Annotated in this window: 16 protein-coding genes and 1 tRNA gene; 11 read left to right on the plus strand and 6 right to left on the minus strand. The window is 44.4% G+C overall.

Annotated elements, in window-relative coordinates; genetic code table 11:
• Positions 1–58: 58 nt before the first annotated feature.
• The 5 genes from AB4180_RS10170 to AB4180_RS10190 all read left to right on the plus strand — a co-directional run bounded on the left by AB4180_RS10170 (position 59) and on the right by AB4180_RS10190 (position 6474).
• Positions 59–2515, plus strand: a complete 2457-nt coding sequence (locus tag AB4180_RS10170) for a hybrid sensor histidine kinase/response regulator (RefSeq protein ID WP_102250067.1) — start codon at positions 59–61, stop codon at positions 2513–2515.
• 248 nt (positions 2516–2763) lie between these two features.
• Positions 2764–3213 (plus strand): L-alanine exporter AlaE, encoded by a 450-nt coding sequence (locus AB4180_RS10175; RefSeq protein ID WP_009846408.1) that lies wholly within the window; start codon positions 2764–2766, stop codon positions 3211–3213.
• Positions 3214–3393: 180 nt separating this feature from the next.
• Positions 3394–3484 (plus strand) — tRNA-Ser (locus AB4180_RS10180).
• Positions 3485–4068: 584 nt separating this feature from the next.
• Entirely contained in the window at positions 4069–4995 is a 927-nt protein-coding gene (locus tag AB4180_RS10185; protein WP_102250066.1) for a LysR family transcriptional regulator, read from the plus strand.
• A 225-nt stretch (positions 4996–5220) separates the two neighbouring features.
• The gene (locus tag AB4180_RS10190; protein ID WP_017101033.1) at positions 5221–6474 is read left to right on the plus strand and encodes a D-amino acid dehydrogenase; all 1254 of its coding nucleotides are present in this window, start codon (positions 5221–5223) and stop codon (positions 6472–6474) included.
• An 80-nt stretch (positions 6475–6554) separates the two neighbouring features.
• Here the strand turns inward: AB4180_RS10190 and AB4180_RS10195 are convergent, their stop codons facing one another.
• The 4 genes from AB4180_RS10195 to AB4180_RS10210 all read right to left on the minus strand — a co-directional run bounded on the left by AB4180_RS10195 (position 6555) and on the right by AB4180_RS10210 (position 10438).
• A complete protein-coding gene (locus AB4180_RS10195) occupies positions 6555–7292 on the minus strand; it encodes a dienelactone hydrolase family protein (protein WP_102250065.1) in 738 nt (245 codons plus the stop codon).
• A 116-nt stretch (positions 7293–7408) separates the two neighbouring features.
• Positions 7409–8338, minus strand: coding sequence for a pyridoxal-phosphate dependent enzyme (locus AB4180_RS10200; RefSeq protein ID WP_102250077.1), 930 nt, complete (start codon positions 8336–8338; stop codon positions 7409–7411).
• A 127-nt stretch (positions 8339–8465) separates the two neighbouring features.
• Positions 8466–9764: a HAMP domain-containing sensor histidine kinase gene (locus AB4180_RS10205; protein WP_102250064.1), complete on the minus strand. Its 1299-nt coding sequence runs from the start codon at positions 9762–9764 to the stop codon at positions 8466–8468.
• Positions 9761–10438 (minus strand): response regulator transcription factor, encoded by a 678-nt coding sequence (locus AB4180_RS10210; RefSeq protein ID WP_102250063.1) that lies wholly within the window; start codon positions 10436–10438, stop codon positions 9761–9763. The genes AB4180_RS10205 and AB4180_RS10210 overlap by 4 nt, the downstream gene beginning before the upstream one ends.
• A 125-nt stretch (positions 10439–10563) precedes the next feature.
• Here AB4180_RS10210 and AB4180_RS10215 point away from each other — a divergent pair, with 125 nt between their 5' ends.
• From AB4180_RS10215 to AB4180_RS10225, 3 genes are read left to right on the plus strand one after another with little or no spacing between them, the layout of a single operon-like run.
• Complete coding sequence (locus AB4180_RS10215; RefSeq protein ID WP_017098516.1) at positions 10564–11583, plus strand: glycosyltransferase family 2 protein; 1020 nt, start codon at positions 10564–10566, stop codon at positions 11581–11583.
• Positions 11580–13067 (plus strand): glycosyltransferase family 39 protein, encoded by a 1488-nt coding sequence (locus AB4180_RS10220; protein ID WP_017098517.1) that lies wholly within the window; start codon positions 11580–11582, stop codon positions 13065–13067. Before AB4180_RS10215 ends, AB4180_RS10220 begins: the two co-directional genes overlap by 4 nt.
• On the plus strand, positions 13054–13518 hold the full coding sequence (locus AB4180_RS10225) for a GtrA family protein (protein WP_102250062.1): 465 nt from the start codon (positions 13054–13056) through the stop codon (positions 13516–13518). Before AB4180_RS10220 ends, AB4180_RS10225 begins: the two co-directional genes overlap by 14 nt.
• A gap of 125 nt (positions 13519–13643) precedes the next feature.
• On the opposite strand, the gene AB4180_RS10230 is transcribed toward AB4180_RS10225, so the two are convergent.
• On the minus strand, positions 13644–16049 hold the full coding sequence (locus AB4180_RS10230; protein ID WP_102250061.1) for a YgiQ family radical SAM protein: 2406 nt from the start codon (positions 16047–16049) through the stop codon (positions 13644–13646).
• Between the two features lie 237 nt (positions 16050–16286).
• Between AB4180_RS10230 and AB4180_RS10235 the strand changes: the two genes are divergently transcribed.
• Both AB4180_RS10235 and AB4180_RS10240 read left to right on the plus strand, forming a co-directional pair.
• A complete protein-coding gene (locus AB4180_RS10235; RefSeq protein ID WP_102250060.1) occupies positions 16287–16967 on the plus strand; it encodes a hypothetical protein in 681 nt (226 codons plus the stop codon).
• A 121-nt stretch (positions 16968–17088) separates the two neighbouring features.
• A complete protein-coding gene (locus AB4180_RS10240) occupies positions 17089–17289 on the plus strand; it encodes a DUF4250 domain-containing protein (protein ID WP_004736508.1) in 201 nt (66 codons plus the stop codon).
• Between the two features lie 154 nt (positions 17290–17443).
• Here the strand turns inward: AB4180_RS10240 and AB4180_RS10245 are convergent, their stop codons facing one another.
• Positions 17444–18355 (minus strand): LysR substrate-binding domain-containing protein, encoded by a 912-nt coding sequence (locus AB4180_RS10245; RefSeq protein ID WP_102250059.1) that lies wholly within the window; start codon positions 18353–18355, stop codon positions 17444–17446.
• A gap of 281 nt (positions 18356–18636) precedes the next feature.
• Here AB4180_RS10245 and metE point away from each other — a divergent pair, with 281 nt between their 5' ends.
• A complete protein-coding gene (gene metE, locus AB4180_RS10250; protein WP_102250058.1) occupies positions 18637–20985 on the plus strand; it encodes a 5-methyltetrahydropteroyltriglutamate--homocysteine S-methyltransferase in 2349 nt (782 codons plus the stop codon).
• Positions 20986–21015 lie beyond the last annotated feature (30 nt).

The following is a 21015-nucleotide window of genomic DNA, read 5'->3' on the forward strand; positions in this document are numbered from 1 at the left end:
CAGAAAAGAAAATAACAAGATAATTATGCAAATACGCTCGTCTCTCAAGAAAAAAAGTATGGTAGCGCTTGGTGTATACCTCGCAATGTTCATTGCTATTGTCGGTAGTGTGACGTATTACGTCGTAGAATCTCCTGTACGCGCTAAGTTGCAACAAAACCTCGACTTACGTACACAACTGTTATCGGAATTGATTACAGCACCCCTCGGCAGCTCTCAAGGTTTTGTTGATAGTTTGGTTGGTTTCGCTCAGGCGCAGCGCAGTGATACTGATGTTATACCGTTATTTATTAAGTCAATGTTGGCGGCGAGCGATGACACGATCGTCAGCGCAGGCATTTGGCCAGAACCGCATGCATTGGATTCTGATAAAATCCTTAACAGTTATTTTTTCAACAAAGCCGACGATGGTGATATTGACCAGCTCTTTTCTTATAACAACCCCAAAAATGCGCCTTATCAAAACGAATATTGGTATACATCTGTAGTAAACAAAGCGCAGGGAACCATTGCATGGAGCAATGTGTATATTGACCCATATACACATGTTCAAATGATCACAGCATCTTCACCTTACTATTACGATGGAACTTTTGCAGGTGTCGCGACGGTGGATCTCTCACTCGAAGAGTTGCTCGGCTTTATCAAGAACCATGCGGAAGAATACAACCTTGGTATTACTCTAAGAGACAAACTCAACCAAGTGTTGGTTTCTCATAACTTCAATCTCGTTGATGGGATTTATATTAGTAGTAACCAATTTGGAGAGTTTGGATGGCAAGTGGATGTCGTCAACTCAAAATCACGAGTAGCAGACGAAGTGTTTCGTCAGGTAATGAGCGTTGAAGGCGGTATTGTGCCGCTGTTGTTGTTGTGTGTCATGGCCGGTTATTACTTACTGAACCGCTATTTGATAAGCCCAATCACAACGATTGCCGCCCAAGTTGATAGTTCTAAAGCGGGCGAGATCATCGATGTTGACTACTCTAGTGATGATGAAATTGGACATTTGATCAAAACCTTCAACGAAAAAACCATCTATCTCGAAGCTGAGAAGGTTAAAGCTCAAGCATCAACCAATGCCAAAACGGCTTTTCTTGCGACCTTGTCACACGAAATTCGTACCCCGATGAATGGTGTATTAGGAACGGCTCAGATCTTACTGAAAACCCCTTTGAGCACAGAGCAAGAGAAGCATCTTAAGAGCCTGTATGATTCGGGTGATCATATGATGACGTTACTCAATGAAATTTTGGATTTTTCAAAGATAGAGCAGGGTCGGTTAGATCTGGATGAAACACGATTCCCGCTTGATTCAATCATAGGTAGTATCAACAGTGTCTATTACACATTGTCTTCCGAGAAAGGGCTTCAATTCAAAGTGTACTCCGAAGTGCCTTCTGGCCGTTGGTACTTCTCAGACAAAGCACGCCTTCGCCAAATTTTATTTAACCTCTTAAACAACGCAGTCAAGTTTACCTCTCGAGGCTTTGTCGAGGTATATCTTAAAGAAGTAGTAGAGGGAAGTGACACCTACCTTAGTATTCGAGTTCGCGACACCGGTATTGGTATATCTAAAGAAGCACAAAAACGTATTTTTAAACCGTTTGAACAAGCTGAGTCTTCGACTACGAGACGCTTTGGCGGTACTGGTCTCGGGTTGGCGATTGTGAAGAAAATTGCCCAATTGATGGAGGGCAGTATTAGCGTCACCAGTGAAGAAGGGATAGGCACCAGCTTCGATGTTCGCTTGAAGATTAAACCTTGCCAGCCTGGCGAAATAGAGAGCTTGCCACATAAGAAGTTAGATTACTCTGGCTTGAAGGTACTGATTGTCGAAGATAACCGAACCAATACCGTCATTATTGAAACTTTCATGAGCAGTAAAGGCTTTACTTGTAAGAGCGTCGAAAATGGTGAACTTGCGATACAAGCCGTGGTGGCTGAGCGCTTTGATTTGGTATTAATGGATAACCATATGCCAGTGATGGACGGCGTTGAATCAACCACTGCAATTCGAGCTTTGATAGGTGAGATATCATCGGTACTGGTGTTTGGTTGTACGGCTGATGTCTTTAAAGAGACTCGCGAACGTATGCTTGGTGCGGGTGTGGATTATATTATTGCCAAGCCGATTGATGAGCGTGAGTTGGATGATGCGTTATTCCGCTATTCAAACAAGCTTTACCAATACCATGAAGTTAAAGCTCATGATCTTGATAGCCTAGATGTAGAAAAAAACGATTCGCAAAGTAACAGCGAGTCACTACCTAAACCTGATCTACGAAACAAAGATAACACCGAAGAGCTACTCGTCACGCTGTACGTTGCGCTCGAAGATAATAACTTAGCGCTGATTAAGTCTGCATTAGAGAGCTTGCGTGTTCATGCTGAACCTATGAATAATGCAAAGCTCACAGATCACGTCGATAAAGCTTTAGAGCAGGTTTCTCTCGGTTTCACTCCTGAACAAGAAATCATCAATAGCATTACGGTAAATCTTCCTATGGCATAGTTGTTGTTTAATTACGGAAATATAATAACAAATCGCTCGTTATTTGACCTTTGTGGGTTTTGTTGGTGGAAGTGACTGCTTTTAAAGTGGTTTTTGGTTGTTAATTTACAACTTTATTTTTAATTTGGAATGTATGACTGCTTATATTGTGATTTAATAGTGACATTATCTGGCTAGGTGTAATCTAGCCTTGTTTATGTGTTGTTAAATCACAATATAAGTAGTGATATATTTTAGGTTTATCGTCAATGAAGTCTCGTGGTCCATTCTGTATTCGAAACGCAGCTGCGGATACATTCGCTATGGTCGTTTTCTGTTTTATTTCTGGAATGATTGTTGAAGTGTTTATTTCTGGTATGACGTTTGAGCAGTCTCTTGCTTCTCGAACGTTATCTATTCCGGTAAACATAGCTATCGCTTGGCCTTATGGAGTCTTTCGTGATTGGTTCTTGCGTAACGGCGCAAAGCTTTCACAAAGCTCATTGATGAAAAATTTGTCTGACTTGGTGGCGTACGTGTTATTCCAGTCACCTGTGTATGCCGGTATTTTATTGGCAGTAGGTGCTTCGAGCGACCAGATTGTTACGGCTGTCACCAGTAACGCTGTTATCTCATGTGGTATGGGCGTGCTGTACGGTTATTTCTTAGATATGTGCCGTAAATGGTTTAGAGTTCCGGGCTACTATCAACAAGCTTAAGAAAAGCAACAAGCGTAAGTACAACGATAGAATGAAATTTGGTTTGTTTTTGATCTAATGAGTTAATTTCTAATCGAACAAACTGAAAAAGGCACTTTTTTTGATAATGCCTCTTGACCAAAGCAAGCAGAATCAATAAAGTAGCGCCTCGTTGAGTGACAAGCTCAACACACAATTTGTGGAAGGATGGCTGAGTGGCTTAAGGCGCTCGCCTGGAAAGCGAGTATACGTTTATAGCGTATCTGGGGTTCAAATCCCCATCCTTCCACCACTATTCAAAACCCTAGCAGAAATGCTGGGGTTTTCTCGTTTTAGAGCACCTATATTTTATCTCTATCTCTATCTCTATCTCTATCTCTAGCCCAAAGTCCTTTGCCTAGTTATCACGCCTTCCAACGCTGTTTATGACCACTTGCTTACTGTGATTGGTATTATACCAATCGTAGTAAATAACTGGTCACCCTAGCTTGTTAAAAACCTCGATAACTTCGTTAGAATTTTTGATTGTAGAATAACTACTTATCGAAAAATTCTGCCTTGTTCTCAAGCTTTTTTCCTACGCTATGTTTGATCACTTATTTACTGTGATTGGTATTACTCAAGTGAAAGCCGAACTTCAAAGGTGCCATGTCATCGAAAATGTTTCGTTAAGCGGTTTAAAACAGGTTCTTTAAGCTCTTTCCATCTGTCTATCAAGAGTAGATCGAATAAACGAGCATGAGCCTTTAGCTGCCTTGAAGTGACTCGGTGCACAAGTTAGTAAGTGTAAATACGTTCTTGATAAAATGGGATACATGTTCGCAGCCAATTTGTGAGACGCTTGATCTAGTGTCAGTCGAATCACAAGGAAGTTGAATGCATCACTTTAATATCCGCGCTCTTGAGTATTTAAACGCGTTGTCTAAGTATGGCTCATTGCGTAAGGCATCCAAGATGATGAATGTTGACCCTGCTGCAATGAGCAGAATGCTGACCCAGCTCGAAGCGCAAGCGGGAATGAAAGTTTGGGAACGCAACAACCGCCAATCACTGTTAACTGAGGCGGGTAATGAGCTGCTGCATTACTATCGTTCCATTGTTCGTGGAGAGGCTGCAGTGCTTACTCGACTAGCCAAGCTTAAAAACCTCAAAGGAGGCAGTGTCAGTATTGCCATCGGTGAAGGGTTTATTACCAACTTGGTGTCAAAGCCGATGCAAACCTTTATGACCCGTTATCCTGATATCAACCTTTCTATTGAAATTGCAGGGGCATTGGACGCGGTCAAGATGTTGGAAGATCAACAGATAGACTTCGCAATAACCTATGCTTCTGCTCCACATCCTAAGCTGCACTCCCACGTTGAACGTAGTCATCCGCTCGAATTGATTGCTCCGAAGGGGCACTTCCTTACGATGAAAGAAGCGCCAGTGGTAATGCAAGATATTCAAGACGCTTCTCTTGCCTTGATCGATAACTCGACCGGTATGGGGAGGCTGGTAAAGCAGGCTGAACAAATTTCCCACCTTACCTTGCAGCCAAAGCTTCAAACCAATTCGGTGACCGCACTGACTAACTTTGTATCAGCAGGATTGGGCGTCACCTTTATGCCTAAGCTCACTGTGATCGATGAAATAAAGTCAGGACAGATTGAAGTGGTTGCGACCGAGTTGGAGATGCTATCGAAGGCGACGGTTAAGGTTCAATCTTTAAAAGGCCGCGCACTCACGCTACAGGCCGAAACCTTGTTAGATTTCTTACTTGAAAACGCCACTTTCTTGAGTCATGACGCTTACAATATCTAAGAATAGTAGATTTACTTAGCGACTCCTTCTAAGCGTCCAAATACCGCCAATATCACAGTTCCAAACTGCCGAATTCGTTTTTAAGTTGAATTGAGTTTTTGTCAACTCACACTCTATTGATAAGTCAACATACGCGGAATAAGTTACAAATTATTAACGAAACGAGTTTTAGACTGACAGCTGTGTTCGACAGATTTTGGCTTTGTCGGGCATTAGGGGAAGAGAATGGAAGTTATTGTAATTGGTAGCGGTGTTATTGGGTTAACCAGTGCTTGGTACCTGGCGAAAGAAGGTCATACAGTGACGGTTATTGATCGTCAAGATAGCAGTGGCAAGGAAACCAGCTTTGCGAATGCAGGGCAAATTTCTTACGGATATTCTTCACCATGGGCGGCACCGGGGATTCCGTTGAAAGCAATGAAATGGCTTACCCAAGAGCATGCGCCTCTAAAAGTGAAGCCGTCACTTTCTCCTGAATTAGTTGCTTGGGCGACTAAGATGTTGGCCAACTGTAATGAAGCCAAGTACGCCATGAATAAGTCACGCATGTTAAGAGTGGCAAACTTCAGTCGAGAGTGTCTTACTCATCTAAGAACCAGTGAAGATTTAGCTTATGAGGGCAGGCAGAAAGGCACCTTGCAAGTATTCAGAAGCGAGAAGCAACTCGATGCTATTCAGCAGGATATGAAGCTATTAACAGAGAGTGGGATCGAACACTCGCTGTTTGATGTTGACCAGTGTCTGTCAGTGGAGTCGGGTTTAGCGGACGTCAAAGACAAGCTGGTGGGCGGCTTATACTTACCTCATGATGAAACCGGTGATTGCCATCAGTTCTGTTTAACCTTGACTGAGAAAGCCAAGCAACTCGGTGTTAGGTTCGTGTTTGATACTGAAGTGGTAAGTTTGAATCATCAGAATCAAGCCATTGAGACTATTACAACGACTCAAGGCGAGTTTAAAGCGGATGCTTACGTGGTCGCGTCAGGAAGCTATTCTCGAGAACTATTAAAGCAAGTCGACTTGTCTATACCGGTTTACCCAGTGAAAGGATATTCACTAACATTGCCTATCGTGAATGTAGATAAGTCACCGACTTCGACTGTTATGGATGAAACCTACAAGGTCGCGATGACGCGATTTGATGATCGTATTCGTATCGCGGGTACGGCAGAACTCGCTGGTTTTGACTACCTAATCCCAGAAAAACGTAAAGCCACGATTGATATGGTGATAAAAGATCTTTTCCCACAAGCGGGGGACTTTTCTAAGGCTGAATACTGGACTGGGCTAAGACCAATGACGCCAGATGGCACGCCTATCATCGGCAAGACACCTATCAAAAATTTATTTACCAATACAGGTCATGGAACATTAGGTTGGACAATGGCATGTGGCTCAGGAAAGATCCTAGCAAGCATAGTCAGTGGCTCTGCCAGTGATATTAAATCTGATGACTTAAGTATCCATCGTTATTTGTAACAACATGATGTAGTGATGGTGAAAGTAACCCCATTCTAAGTTTTAGAATGGGGTTGTTTTTTCTGGGTGGGTATCGAAAGTTATCTGGTGGTGGTTTCTAGTACATGGGTAAATCTATCCCACGATTTCTGGTCAGCTTCTTGTTGATAGTTGTTTGAGCCGAATACGGTAAAGGCATGTGGCGCACCACTGTAGGTGATCATTTCATGCGGAACCTTGCTTGATTCAAGTTGAGCTGCGAGGCTTCCAAAGTCGTGCATTGAGATCATGGCGTCTGCTGTACCATGGAACACGACAACTGGAGCTTTTGTCTCAGAGTAGTCTTGTCCTTTAGGTGTCGATAAACCGCCATGGAAGGTGACATAAGCTTTCGATGGGATGCCAGCACGAGCGGCTTCTAAAACGGCTGCGCCACCAAAACAGTAACCCATTATCACGTTGTTATCTAAGTTACCACCAAGCCTTTTCGCTTCCATCGCTCCCGCATCAAGTAGTGCACGCATTTTTTCTCTGTCTTTATACAACTCGCCTGTGTGTTGTTTTTTGTCTTTCACTTCGGTAGGGCGAATGCCTTTACCAAATAGGTCGATGGCGAACACGTTGTAACCGAGTTCGTTGAGCATCTCAGAACGTTTCTTTTCGTAATCAGTTAAGCCATCCCAATCGTGAATTAGCAGCACCAAAGGCGCTTGGTCACTGGCTTCACTCCAATAACCTTCGTAATCCATACCATCGACTTGGTAAGTGATGTTTTCTCCTGAAATCGCAGAGAAGGGCAGTAAAACTGAAAACAGGCCGAGCGTAGTGATTGTTCGCATGCGTGATTCCTTTCGATGACAATTGATGTTCCAATCGAAAGTATAGATAACGCGATGATTCTCGCCAGATTTCAGTTTATAACTTGAATAGCTAAACTGGAGAATAAAGGAAAAAATTACCAAGATGTGTTGGTTTTGCTAATGCTCATCTCCGGATACTTCCGCTGATAGCGCGGCAACATCGATTCATTGCCTAAGATGCCGCCTTGATGAATATAGATGATGGTCTTAGTTGGGTTGTCTTGTTGCCACTGTACTAAGCATTGCCACATCAAAGGGTCATAGAGCAGGTCAAACTCAATGTCAGTTTGCTCTTGCAGATCTAACCAAGTTTGATAATCCTGCTGATACAACTTACCAAAATGGTGTTTGGTTTTGAGCGGTAAAATCTGTGGGTGATCGGATTCGCCAAGTTCATCGAATTGCTGAGTTAAATAGTCATTACCACCTACACACGCACAGGTTAACACCGGGATATTGTGCAGTTTTAAATGCTTATGTAGATACAGAGCCGTACTGCCTGTACCAGCGGGTAGTGCCACCACAAAATCGTGTTTGTTTTCGAAGCGCGTCCAGCTGAGTATTTCCATCGCCAGTTGCTTCACGCCATATTCAGAAAGCTGAGAACGTCCACCTTCAGGTAACACAATACAATCGGAACCTGGTTGCCTTATTTGTTCAATATACGCTTGTGGATGAAGCTCAGAGCCTGTTTCTTTGACTGAAATAACCTTAGCCCCAAGATCGATAGCGCCACGGTAGTTGCCGAGTGGGCGTTCTTGTAGCCATTGAGGAAGGTGGTCGACGTAAAACTCAAGCGTCCAGCCTTTGATTTTTGCAAGTGCGGCTAGCGAGAACAAGGAGTTAGCTTGAGCGGATCCATAGCTTATTAGAGTGGTGGTGTCTGGGTGATCGTCTTCCAGTAGCTTCATGAACTTTCTGGCTTTGTTGCCGCAAAAGTGGGAGTGAAGCTTATCGTCTCGCTTTAAGAAAAAGGTGTGATCGTTGTATTGATGCTGAGTTACAGGGCTATTATTTAGTTTCATCGCACTTAGACAAAATGCTGACTCAAGAGCCAGCATTTTTAAATCAAAAAGGACTACTGAGTATCTAGTAGCTAGCGAGCGCTGTAAACCAACTAAATCAAGTTTTCATCGGGTATTGAGCCTCGTATTACGAGTTTGCTTGCTTTAATGTGGATAAGGAGGAACCTGTCTGAAAGGCGATTCTTGCAGTGCACCCTCCGGAGTCGCGATTGACCAACTCAAAGTCCCAATGGAAGCGTTGGCACAAGTCGTCGACAATCAATAAACCTAATCCATGACCATTCGGATTGTACTGTTCCTGAAGGCCTTCACCTTGGTCTTCAATCACAAGAGTGTCTTGGGAAAGAGTGATAGTTACGGTGCCACTATTGGTCGCAGCAATCGCATTTCTCAACAAGTTTCCGACCAACATGTTCATTATCGCGCTTGTGGCTTGAATTATAGGCTCAGATTGAATGTGAAGGGATATCTCGACTTGCTTCTCATCTGCTTGTAATGAATTCTTGGAAACGATAGCTTCCAACTCTTGCTGACTGAACAAGCGCAGCGGTGCATCGTCACTGTTTCTTTCGTAACGAACTAGGCCAAGCAAAGCATCGACCATCTCAGACATCTGAACAATGGCTTCATCAATGCGTTCAACCTGCCGAGATTGAAACTCGGTGGTTTCGCTTCTTAATAGCAATTTATTCGCACCACGAGCAACGGTTAGTGGTGTTCTTAACTCATGGCTTGAGTATCGAGCAAAGGCTTGTTCACGCTTGACCAAGGAATTGATTTCTCGACGATACTGATTCAGTTGTTCGGTTAGCTGACGAAATTCAACTGCCGCATCATCGCTCACACCGAACTCTTCGTTGAGATTGAGTTTATTCGACTCAAGTTGCTCAGACAGAGAGTTGAATGGTTCAATCAGTCGTTTTGAGAGTCGATAGAGCAGAGCACCAAAACTAAAAATTAAGATAGAAAGTAACGTGAGCACAAAGGCGGTCGCGTACACAAGTTCAGAAATAGCAAATTCAACACGGTCTATTTCGGAAAGTAGGATTATTGGGTGGGTTTTTCCTTTGTCAGAATACTCGCCAACATAGACCATTCTTGACTCTGGCTCTTCGCCGATCTCTCCGAGAAAGCTCTCTTTATTTGCAATGAGCTTATAATATTCGGGAGGTACGAATGACGGGTCGTTATAGGCGACGGTCAGGTCATCAATTCTTAACTCACCACTTTCTCCGGCTTGAAATAGCTCGACGGCGTAATTGCGGTCAATCAAGATGCGTCTTTCACCGACCCGGTCTTCAGACATGTAGAGCGCGACAATAAAAACGACATAGACGAACGCAGACACAATCACGGCCATTAGCCCAAAGAAAACAGCTAAGCGGCCGGTGAGGGTTTTAGTGCTAGTCAGAAAGTTGGAAATCAATTCGATGACTCCAAGCGGAATCCTATTTTAGGAACCGTAATCAACATTTGACTGTCAAAAGGCTTGTCGAGTTGATTTCGTAATTGATAGATGTGACTGCGCAGCACATCATTATTGGGTTCATCTTCTTCCCATAATTTGTAGGAGATACCTTCACGAGTCACCACTTCCGGTGCGTTTTGGCAGAGCATCTCAAGTATGGTGTAAGTGGTTGGGTTTAGCGCAAGAAGCTTATCTTGGCGGTAAGCTTTACGGGTTTTTTGGTCGATGGTGAGTTCACCGAACTGAAGTTTTGAAGAGGCTACTTTTCCGCGGTAACGACGAACTAGTGCGTTCATTCTTGCTTCTAAAATATCCAAATCAAAAGGCTTGGTTAGATAGTCATCGGCACCATGCTCAAACCCTTTCAACATATCATCGCGGCTATCTAGCGCGGTCAGCATCAAAATAGGTGTCGCGTTGCCTTGGTTTCGCAATTTATTACAAACCGTGAGGCCGTCCATTCTTGGCAACATCAGATCCAATATGATGATATCAAATGAGTTTTCCAACGCGAGTTGCAGGCCGAGTTCGCCGTTGTCCGCATAATCGAGTTCCATACCAATACACTCAAAATAATCAAACAAGACACCTGCGATTTCACGGTTATCTTCGACTAATAGAACTCGTTTCATTTTGATTCTCATACAGAAATAGACGGTAACATTATCCTGAGTGAGCGTGAAAAATATGTCAATAACATAACTTTCACTTATGGGAGGGTAGATTGGGTTCAGATTAAAAAATAGAAGAACGTATTATGTCTGAACTTCATATAAGCCGCCCTAAGATATCTACATCGCAAATCAACCCTGCGGTTTCTCTGTCTATCATTGTGCCTTTTTACGATGAACAAGAGGTATTGGAAGAGTTCCACTCTCGCCTTACCAAGGTGCTTGATAGCTTGCCCATCAAGAGTGAAATCGTTTATGTCGACGACGGTAGCAAAGACAGCAGCTTGGAGTTGGTGAGTTCATTCACTTCAATCAATAGCTCAATTTCTGTTATCGGTTTAAGCCGTAATTTTGGCAAAGAATCAGCGATGAGCGCAGGCCTTGAGCACTGTCGTGGACAAGCGGTGATTTTGCTAGACGCTGACTTACAAGATCCACCTGAGCTTATCCCGCAAATGATTGCCAAGTGGCGCGAAGGTTATGACGTCGTCAATATGCAGCGCAGCCAGCGTGATGGTGAAACATGGTTTAAGAAGTTTTCAGCAGCGAGCTTTTACAAAGTCATGAACGTGGCTGCGAAGATTGATGTTCCTGAGAATGTGGGTGATTTTCGACTGTTAAGCCGCGAGGTTGTCGACCATATCAATCAGCTTCCAGAACGTAACCGCTACATGAAAGGCATTTTTTCATGGCCGGGTTTCCGACAAGCGACACTCCAATTTAAGCGTGATGCTCGCTTCTGTGGCGAGACCAAGTGGAACTACCTCAAGTTAATCGGTTTGGCGATGGATGGGATTACCTCGTTCTCTATCCGACCTCTGCGTATTGCGACGGCCGTTGGTGGTTTAGTGGCGCTTACTGCTTTTGTATATGGCGTCTTCATCGTATTCAAAACCATGATGTTTGGCGAGCCAATTACGGGTTATCCGTCAATGATGGTCGTGCAACTTGCACTTGGCGGAATCCAACTGTTGAGTATTGGTTTAATGGGGGAGTACATAGGTCGTATTTTCATCGAAACCAAGAATCGCCCTCTTTATCTGATCCAATCGGTCGTTGATACTCCCGCATTGAAAACACATTTTAAATTAGAGGAATCAGCATGAGTTTGAACAGAACGCATCTATGGTATTTGTTGGCTTTTGCACTAGTTTTAAGGCTTTTATCTTTGGCGACTTATCCGTTAATGGACACCACTGAAGCGCGCTATGGAGAAATGGCTCGCTTGATGGTAGAAACTGGCAATTGGTTAACCCCTCAGTTTGATTACGGTATTCCTTTTTGGGGTAAGCCACCGTTGTTCACATGGATGAGTGCTGCTGGTATTGAGTTGTTCGGCTTGAGTGAGTTTGCTGTGCGTGCTCCGCATTGGTTAGCAGGTTTCGCGACGATTCTATTGGTCGCGTATCTGGCGAAGCGTACGGGACAAAGTGCCTTAGTGGCGGCTGTTGTATTGGCAACATGTGGGATTTTCTCTATCGCCGCGGGTGCTGTGATGACCGACATGGCGTTAACGTTAGCCATGACCATCGCGATGCTGGGCTTTTACTTATGTTGGCTCGGTGGAGAAGACTGTAAAGGCGAAGGAAGTGAGAGAACCAACAAAACCTGGGGTTACGTTGGATTTGTAGGCTTGGCGTTGGGCTTGCTTGCAAAAGGTCCTGTTGCGATTGTGATCATGGGTATCGCAGTATTCCCTTGGTTGCTATTACAACATGGTATCTTTGGGGCTTTTAAAGTGTTGTGGCAACGCTTTCCACTGTTGTCTGGTTTAGGTGTCATGCTGGCGATTGCCTTGCCTTGGTACATTATGGCTGAAATGGCTACTCCGGGCTTTATTGATTATTTTATTGTTGGCGAACACTTTAAGCGTTTTGTTGTGAGTGGTTGGGAGGGCGATTTATACGGTTCTGCTCATGATGAAACCAGAGGCATGATCTGGGTGTTTTGGATTCAGGCCGCTGCGCCGTGGTCGATTGTATTACCTATTTTAACTTTCGCTCGTCGCAAGAAAATTGCGGAAATTAACGCTGAGAATAGTGGGTTGTTTTCATTCCTTGTCTGTTGGTTGATTTCGCCACTGATTCTTTTCACTATGGCGGGCAATATTCTCCCTGCGTACGTACTGCCGGGGATTCCAGCCCTTGGGATGCTGGTTGCTATACTTGTGGTGGAAAAAGATAAGAAGTGGTTTTCGAGTGTGGCTTTGGTGCTACCTGTGCTGTTAATGATTGCGATGGTTTACCTGAACTTAGGGAAGGCGAACGAGAAAAGTGACCGTATTATTTTTGAACAGATTACGGATTCTGCGCCAAGTTTTTATGTGGGTAAAAGACCATTCTCAGGGCAATTTTACAGTCATGGGCAAGCGAAAAAGCTTCTTGATATCGAGCAACTAAATGGCATCGATAAATTCTATTTGATCGGCCATAAAGCGGAAGTGGAAATTAAGATCAAAGAGAACGCATTAACGTGTATTTTGGAACCGACGGTCAAGATTAAGCGTGCTCTGTTCAGCTGCCATCACCAGAGCAACACACCAAATTTTTCGTTGAATCATATTGAAAGTGAAAATGATGTTCAGCGTTAACTCAAGGCTACGAATGTTCAATGACAAGCTTCAATCACATAGCCAAAGACTACAGTCCCACCACAAGATGGTTCGATTTGCTGTGGTTGGTGTTGGTGGGTTTGTTGTTGATTGTTTGGTTTTTGCATTGCTGCATTATGTTGTTGGGCTGCCTTTAATGATGGCGCGAATTAGCTCCTTTATTGCTGCTGCAACGACGACATGGTTGGGTAATCGTATACTGACTTTTGAATATAAAGGGCGAGGTCATTGGTTTGAGAAGCTGATTCAGTGGCAAAAGTTTATGTTTACCGCATCAATATCAGCGGTACCTAATTTGCTGTGCTTTAAGCTGATGACGGAATTGCTGTCTGCGTTTACTGGGGCAGTATTTATTGCCATGGCGGTTGGTATCTTGGTGGGCATGGTCACTAACTATTTGTTTAGTCAGTATTGGGTCTTTACCCGTTAGAATCCCTTTTAATCACATAACCAAGTGAAACTTTTGGGTAGTTCATTAGTAACAGACACAAAAAAGCGCAGCTAAATAGCTGCGCTTTGTATTTTTATGATAACCAAGTAAATGGGGTCGCTATATTAACGCTGTGTTGCGCGCTGGCGATTCTTTCCGTTACTCGCAGGTTTACCACCTTGACCATTACCCGCTTTGTTACGGTTTGGCTTGCCATTCCCGCCGCCATTGCCTTGAGATTGCTGACTAGCAGGGGCTTTTTTGATGAAGCCCGTCGCTGGTTTATGCGCGTTACCATTGCCGTTCTGCTTTCCGTTGCCCTGATTGCCATTACCTTGGCTACCCGTTGGCTTCTTACCGCCCGGTTTTGGCTTATTGCCACCTGGCTTAGAATGGTTACGTGGGCTTTCGCCACCAAGACCTGGTTGAGACTTACTGTGCTTAGTCGCAAAGCGCTGTGAGCCGTGACGACCAGACTTACGACGCTGCGCCGGTGTCTGAGCTTCAAAATCTTCTTCTGGTACTAGACAGTTTGCTTTGTCACCAATTAGGTGCTTTTTACCCATGCTGATCAGCGCTTCACGGATGATCTTCCAGTTTTCAGGATCGTGGTAACGAAGCAGCGCTTTATGCAGACGACGTTGACGATCACCTTTCGGTACAGGAACATCTTCACGCTTCTTATATTTCACGCGTTTCAGAGGGTTGGTCTCTGAGTAGTACATCGACGTTGCATTACACATTGGCGATGGATAGAAGTTCTGTACTTGGTCACACTCGTAGTTGTGCTTTTTCAGCCACATTGCAAGGTTAAGCATGTCTTCATCTTCTGTGCCCGGGTGAGCAGAGATGAAGTAAGGAATTAGGTACTGTTTCTTACCGGCTTCAGCGCTGTATTTCTCGAACATCTCTTTGAAACGATCGTAAGTGCCCATACCCGGCTTCATCATCAGATCCAGTGGGCCTTTTTCAGTATGCTCTGGAGCAATCTTCAAGTAACCACCAACGTGGTGAGTCACAAGCTCACGAACGTATTCTGGAGATTCAATCGCTAAGTCGTAACGTACACCAGAAGCGATCATGATCTTCTTAACGCCCGGTACTTTTCTCGCAGAGCGGTACAGGTCGATGGTGTGTTGATGGTCTGTGTTTAGCTTTTCACAGATTTTCGGGAACACGCATGATGGACGACGACAGTTAATTTCTGCTTTAGGATCTGAACAACCTAAACGGTACATGTTCGCCGTTGGGCCGCCCAAATCAGAAATAGTACCTGTGAAGCCCGGCACTTTATCTTTAATGTCTTCGATTTCATCCAAGATAGATTCTTTCGAACGGTTCTGAATGATACGACCTTCGTGCTCTGTGATTGAACAGAAAGAACAGCCACCAAAACAACCACGCATGATGTTAACCGAGGTTTTGATCATGTCGTATGCAGGGATTTTCGCTTTGCCGTACATAGGGTGCGGAACACGTTTATAAGCAAGGCCAAACACGTAGTCCATCTCTTCTGTGGTCAATGGAATCGGCGCTTGGTTAACCCAAAGTTCGCGATCACCGTGACGTTGAATCAGAGCACGACCTGAGTACGGGTTTGTCTCAAGGTGCAGAATACGGCTAGCGTGAGCGTAAAGAATACGGTCATTGTTTAGCTTTTCGTAACCTGGGATACGAACCGCGGTTGTTTTTGCGTCGTGACGAGAAGGACGAATAGTAATAGGTTGCGCTTTTACTTCTTCTTTTTCGTCTTTCTTAGTATCACACTGGGTTTCAACTTCGTAAGGGTTAACCGGAACGTACGCTTTGTTCGGCTTTTCGATACGAGAAGAGTCAATGATCTTGAAGCCTTCTGGGGCAGCAGGAAGATTGATAGCAGTACCGCGGATATTGGTCAGCGTAGACATGTCTTCGCCATCGGCAATGCGGTGTGCCACTTCAACCAGTGCACGCTCAGCGTTACCAAAAAGAAGAATATCTGCTTTTGCGTCAAACAATACAGAGCGACGAACTTTATCTGACCAGTAGTCGTAGTGAGCAACACGGCGCAAACTTGCTTCGATACCACCAAGAACGATTGGCGTGCCTTTGTAGGCTTCGCGACAACGTTGGGAATAAACTAGAGTTGCACGGTCAGGACGCTTGCCACCTTCGTTGTTTGGCGTATAAGCATCATCGTGACGTAATTTGCGATCAGAGGTGTAGCGGTTGATCATGGAGTCCATGTTACCCGCTGTAATGCCGAAGAATAGGTTAGGTTTACCTAGCTTCATGAAGGCGTCTTTATTGTCCCACTTTGGTTGCGCAATGATGCCCACGCGGAATCCTTGAGCTTCAAGAAGGCGACCAATGATAGCCATGCCAAAGCTCGGGTGATCGACATAAGCGTCACCAGTTACAATAATAATGTCACAGCTATCCCATCCAAGAGCATCCATCTCCTTTCTACTGGTAGGCAAAAAAGGTGCAGTTCCGTAGCACTCGGCCCAGTATTTTTTGTGTTCGTGAATAGGAGTGATATCGCTGTACATATTTCAACCTCTGATTTTTGAGGCGGGAATTATAGCGGCATGAGCCTAGACTAGCCAGTAGAACATGCCCCTGTTAGTTTTGATGTCTTTCGTATTTTTACGGTAAATGGCGACAGAAGAGCCATACATCAGCATAGTTGAAGCCTTGAATCTCGTCTCTAATTTATGATTTTGATTAGTGTTCGCACCAGTTTTTGATATTATTCGCGAAAATAAGTTTGAAGAAGTAGATCCACAATGGTCGAAACGTTATTAGTACAATTTGCTCCGATGCTATTAGGAGCCCAACTGATCTTAACCCTCATCTTAGTGAAAGGGGATATTTGCCCGGGACAACGTGGCCGCATTCACAAGATGTTGCCTGCAATTGGCGTGCTTTGGCTTGCCGTTGCCTCATTAAGAATTGAAGCATTTCTTGTCGTGTTCGCGATCTTTTATTTCTATTCTCAAGTTCAAACCAAGAAGACTCGAGATTCTGGCCCTATTTGGGTGATGTATTTAGCTTGTGGTTTAGCACTGTCATACGTTGCTATACAAGCGACGGAGCAAGCAACCACAGTCGGTATTATTAGCACTTTATTACTCGTGGCTTTATTGGGGGCAGCGTTTGGTCATTTACTGCTGACGATTGCAAGAACACGCTTACAGGCTTTTCACCGTGTTCTGCCCGTTGTTGGTGTGCTGACGGGGATGTTGGTGGTTTTGGCGACGGTCATCAATGTTTACTCTCTGTCTGAAGCTCAATTAGAGCCAATGATTTCAACTCTGCTGTTTAGCTTTGCTTTGCTAATCTCTGCTATCGTGGTGTGGTGTTGGCATTTATTGTTCGTTAAAACCCCTGAAAAGCTTCAGCTGACTATTTCATTGTTGATGTTATTGGCGGCGGCTGTTGGTTTAACGCCAGTTTGGGCGATGTAGGCGGTTACTGATCTCACAAGCCTTTCGGTGTTGAATCGAAAAAGTGTGATCTGTTTTTTAGCGTGGTGTTGGTAAGCGTTCTAAACTTAAATCTAGTCGGTGTGTTCGTTAGGAGTACGGGATGGATTTAAGCAACGTCAAAGGTTTCGATAGCATTATTTTGCTGGGAATCGTGAATGAAAAACTTCGCTTAGAATGCGATAGCTTTGAAGAGCTGATCAGTATGTATGAAATGGATATAGAAAGTGTTGTAGGTAAGCTTGATATGTTGGGCTATCAATACGATCCATTAACTAACCAGTTTAAGTCTTATCCAAGATAAGCTCACAATGAGAGTTTCTTCTATCACGAATTAATACTCATTGCCTGTTGTCGGTATTGGTAATAAAAAGTCACAGATAATCTGTGACTTTTTTGTTTCTGGCGCATATCTATCAGGTTCAACGCAGGCATAAACTAACCCAACAACGAGTCTCTTAAACGACCTCAATGCCATCTAGGTGACTCTTACTTTGCTGTCTTGCCGTGCTAAAGAAAGCTTGTAGGTAACGTTTGTCTTTTTCTGAGTTTCTTACCGCTGCGAACAACCTTCTTGAAAGTCCTTTGCCCAATGGTTTACTGGCGATTAACCCTTGTCTTGAAAACTCACTGATTGCCCAATTAGGTAAGGCCGCAACACCTAAACCTGCCGATACCATTTGCACTAACATCAATGTGTTGTCTGCCTGTTTCCATTTCTTTGGTTCAACGCCTGCAGGTTGCAAAAAGTGTTTCACTACATCGAGACGCTGCTTTTGAACCGGATAAGAGAGCATCGTAATATCACTAAGATCTTGCGGTTCTATGCTCTGTTTTTCTGCCAAAGGTGAGTTGATTGCAGTGATCAAACGCATCTCAAAATCAAAGAGAGGTTCGTAGTGAACTTCAGAACGGGGCTGTATATCAGAGGTGATCACCAAATCGAGTTCTCCAGCCATCAATGCCGGTAGAGGCTCGAACCCAAACCCTGACGAGAAATCTAAGGTCACGCTTGGCCAAGCAACTTGGTATTCCTTCAAAGCGGGCATTAGCCATTGGAAGCATGAGTGACACTCGATCGCCATGTGCAATCGGCCATTCACATCCTCTTTTAGGCTTGCGAGTTCGTTTTCAGCTTTGGCGATTTGTGGCTGTATCTCATCAGCCAGTTTTAACAAAATTTCGCCTTCCGAGGTAAATTTAACCGGCCTTGTTTTACGCAAAAAGAGCTGACCGCCAATACGGGCCTCAAGGTCTTTCAACTGGTGAGAAAGTGCCGACTGAGTCAGATGAAGAGAAGTTGCAGTCGCGGTTAGCGAGCCGCTGTCTCTCAAGGTGGTCAATGTCCGAAGGTGTTTAAGCTCTATCATGAGTATTCCTCATATTCCCTAAGCCAATTCAATATTTCTTAATAATCACCCTACGGTGTTTTCTTTCATTTGTAAACGTCCAGATGTCCAGATGGATTTAATAAATTAGCAGTTAGATTATCAAAGATGAAAATTATTAATAAACAAGATGAATATTTGGACCTTGTTCATCGTTCAGATTAGGGAGATAGTTTAGCCATCCAGACGCCTCGGTTGAAAGTTAAAACTACGGACTAAACCGTCTGACCGGAAATTAAAATTATCGAATAAGGAACAGACACATGACGACAACAACGCATATTCTTGGCTACCCACGTATCGGTGAAAAACGCGAACTCAAATTCACTCTCGAGAAGTACTGGCGCGGTGAGATCGATCAATCTGAGCTCAAGCAGACCGGCAGTGAATTAAGAAATCGTAACTGGAATGTACAAGCTGACGCGAATCTAAGCTTTGCAACTGCGGGTGACTTCGCATGGTATGACCATGTACTAACTACGACTCTACTTCTAGGCCACGTTCCCAAGCGCCATGCTGGTGGATCAGAAGATGAAAAAGCCTTCCCAGATTTAGATACCTTGTTCCGCGTTGGTCGTGGTCAGTCTCAAGTTCAATCTACTTGCTGCGGTGGTTCGCATACGTCGAATGATGTCACTAAAGACAGTTCAGCTGCTTCTGACATGACCAAGTGGTTCAACACTAACTATCACTACATTGTTCCTGAGTTCAGCAAAGATGACTCTTTTGAAGTAAGTTGGCCTCAACTGTTTGATGAAGTGAATGAAGCGATTAAAGCAGGACACAAAGTTAAGCCTGTACTCCTTGGGCCACTCTCTTACTTATACCTAGGCAAAGAAGTGGAAGATGGGTTTGACCGCTTATCTCTACTTCCTCGCCTTCTTACCGCGTATCAAGCCATTTTGGCAAAGCTCTCAAAGCTTGGCGTAGAGTGGGTCCAAATTGATGAGCCAATCCTAGCTTTGGAGCTTGATAATCAGTGGGTAGATTCATTCAAGCTGGCTTATCAAGTGATTCAAGGCGATGTAAAACTACTACTTACCACTTACTTTGATTCGGTCACAGATACATTAGATAAAATCGTAGATCTGCCTATCAACGGCTTACATATCGACTTAGCAGCAGCACCGCAGCAACTCGATGAAGTGGTTAATAAACTACCGGAAGATTGGGTACTTTCTGCGGGTGCAATCAATGGACGCAATGTGTGGCGAGCTGACTTAGCCGCGCAGCTTGAGTTACTGCAACCTGTGAAAGACAAACTAGGAGATAAGCTTTGGATCGCAAGTTCATGTTCATTGCTGCATAGTCCTGTTGATTTGGAGTTAGAAGAAACGCTCAGCGAAGAAGTGAAGAGTTGGTTTGCCTTTGCAAAACAGAAAGTGACCGAGGTGAGCTTGTTGGGTGCGGCGTTAGACGGCGATCAAAAGGCCATTTTGGCGTGTGAGACTTACAGCCAACCAATTGTTGCCCGTAAGAGCGCGATTCATGTGAACAAGCCACAAGTTCAGGCTCGTATCAATACCATTACCAAAGCACTGGCAGAACGCAGTGCTCCATACGCAGAGCGTGCAGCGCATCAGTCTGAAGTTCTCGGCTTACCGCTGTTACCAACCACAACCATTGGTTCGTTCCCACAGACAGGAGAGATTCGTCTTCAGCGTAGTGCTTACCGAACTGGCAAACTGAATGAAGCGGAATACACAACCGCATTGAAAGGTCATATTGCTGATGCGGTTAAACGCCAAGAAGCCTTAGATTTGGATGTGCTTGTGCATGGCGAGGCGGAACGCAATGACATGGTGGAGTACTTTGCAGAAAACCTAGCAGGCTTCCAAACCACTAAGTTTGGTTGGGTACAAAGCTATGGCTCTCGCTGCGTGAAACCGGCGATTGTGGTTGCGGATATTGAGCGTGAAAAACCAATGACGGTCGAGTGGTCGACTTATGCTCAATCTCTAACTTCAAAGCAGATGAAAGGCATGCTCACAGGGCCAGTGACTATCTTATGTTGGACATTCCCACGTGAAGATATCTCGCGTAAAGAGATCACTAACCAGCTGGCATTTGCGCTGCGTGATGAGGTGTCTGATCTGCAAGACGCAGGAATCAACATTATTCAAATCGATGAGCCTGCTATTCGCGAAGGTTTGCCTTTGAAAAAGCGCGACCATGCAGAGTACTTAGAATGGGCAGTGGATGCCTTTAAGATCTCAGCGGCGAGTGCTAAACCAGAAACTCAGATTCATACCCACATGTGTTACAGCGAGTTCAACGAGATCATTGATTCAGTGGCCGCGCTAGATGCCGATGTGATTACCATTGAGACTTCTCGTTCGAACATGGAACTACTGAAAGCGTTTGAAGAGTTTAACTATCCGAATGCGATTGGACCTGGCGTTTATGATATTCACTCGCCAAACATCCCTTCAGAAGAGTGGATTGTTGATTTACTTAAGAAAGCGGCAGAAAAAATACCTGCAGAACGTTTATGGGCAAACCCTGATTGTGGGCTGAAGACACGTAATTGGGCAGAGACAGAAGCGGCACTCACTAACTTAGTTTCGGCGACGAAGACACTGCGTAAAGAGTGGGAATCAGCTGAGGCATAATTCAGTCTAAGATTTGATTGACCCTCTACT

Source organism: Vibrio sp. 10N.286.49.C3, from assembly GCF_041469545.1.
GTDB lineage: Bacteria > Pseudomonadota > Gammaproteobacteria > Enterobacterales > Vibrionaceae > Vibrio > Vibrio tasmaniensis_A.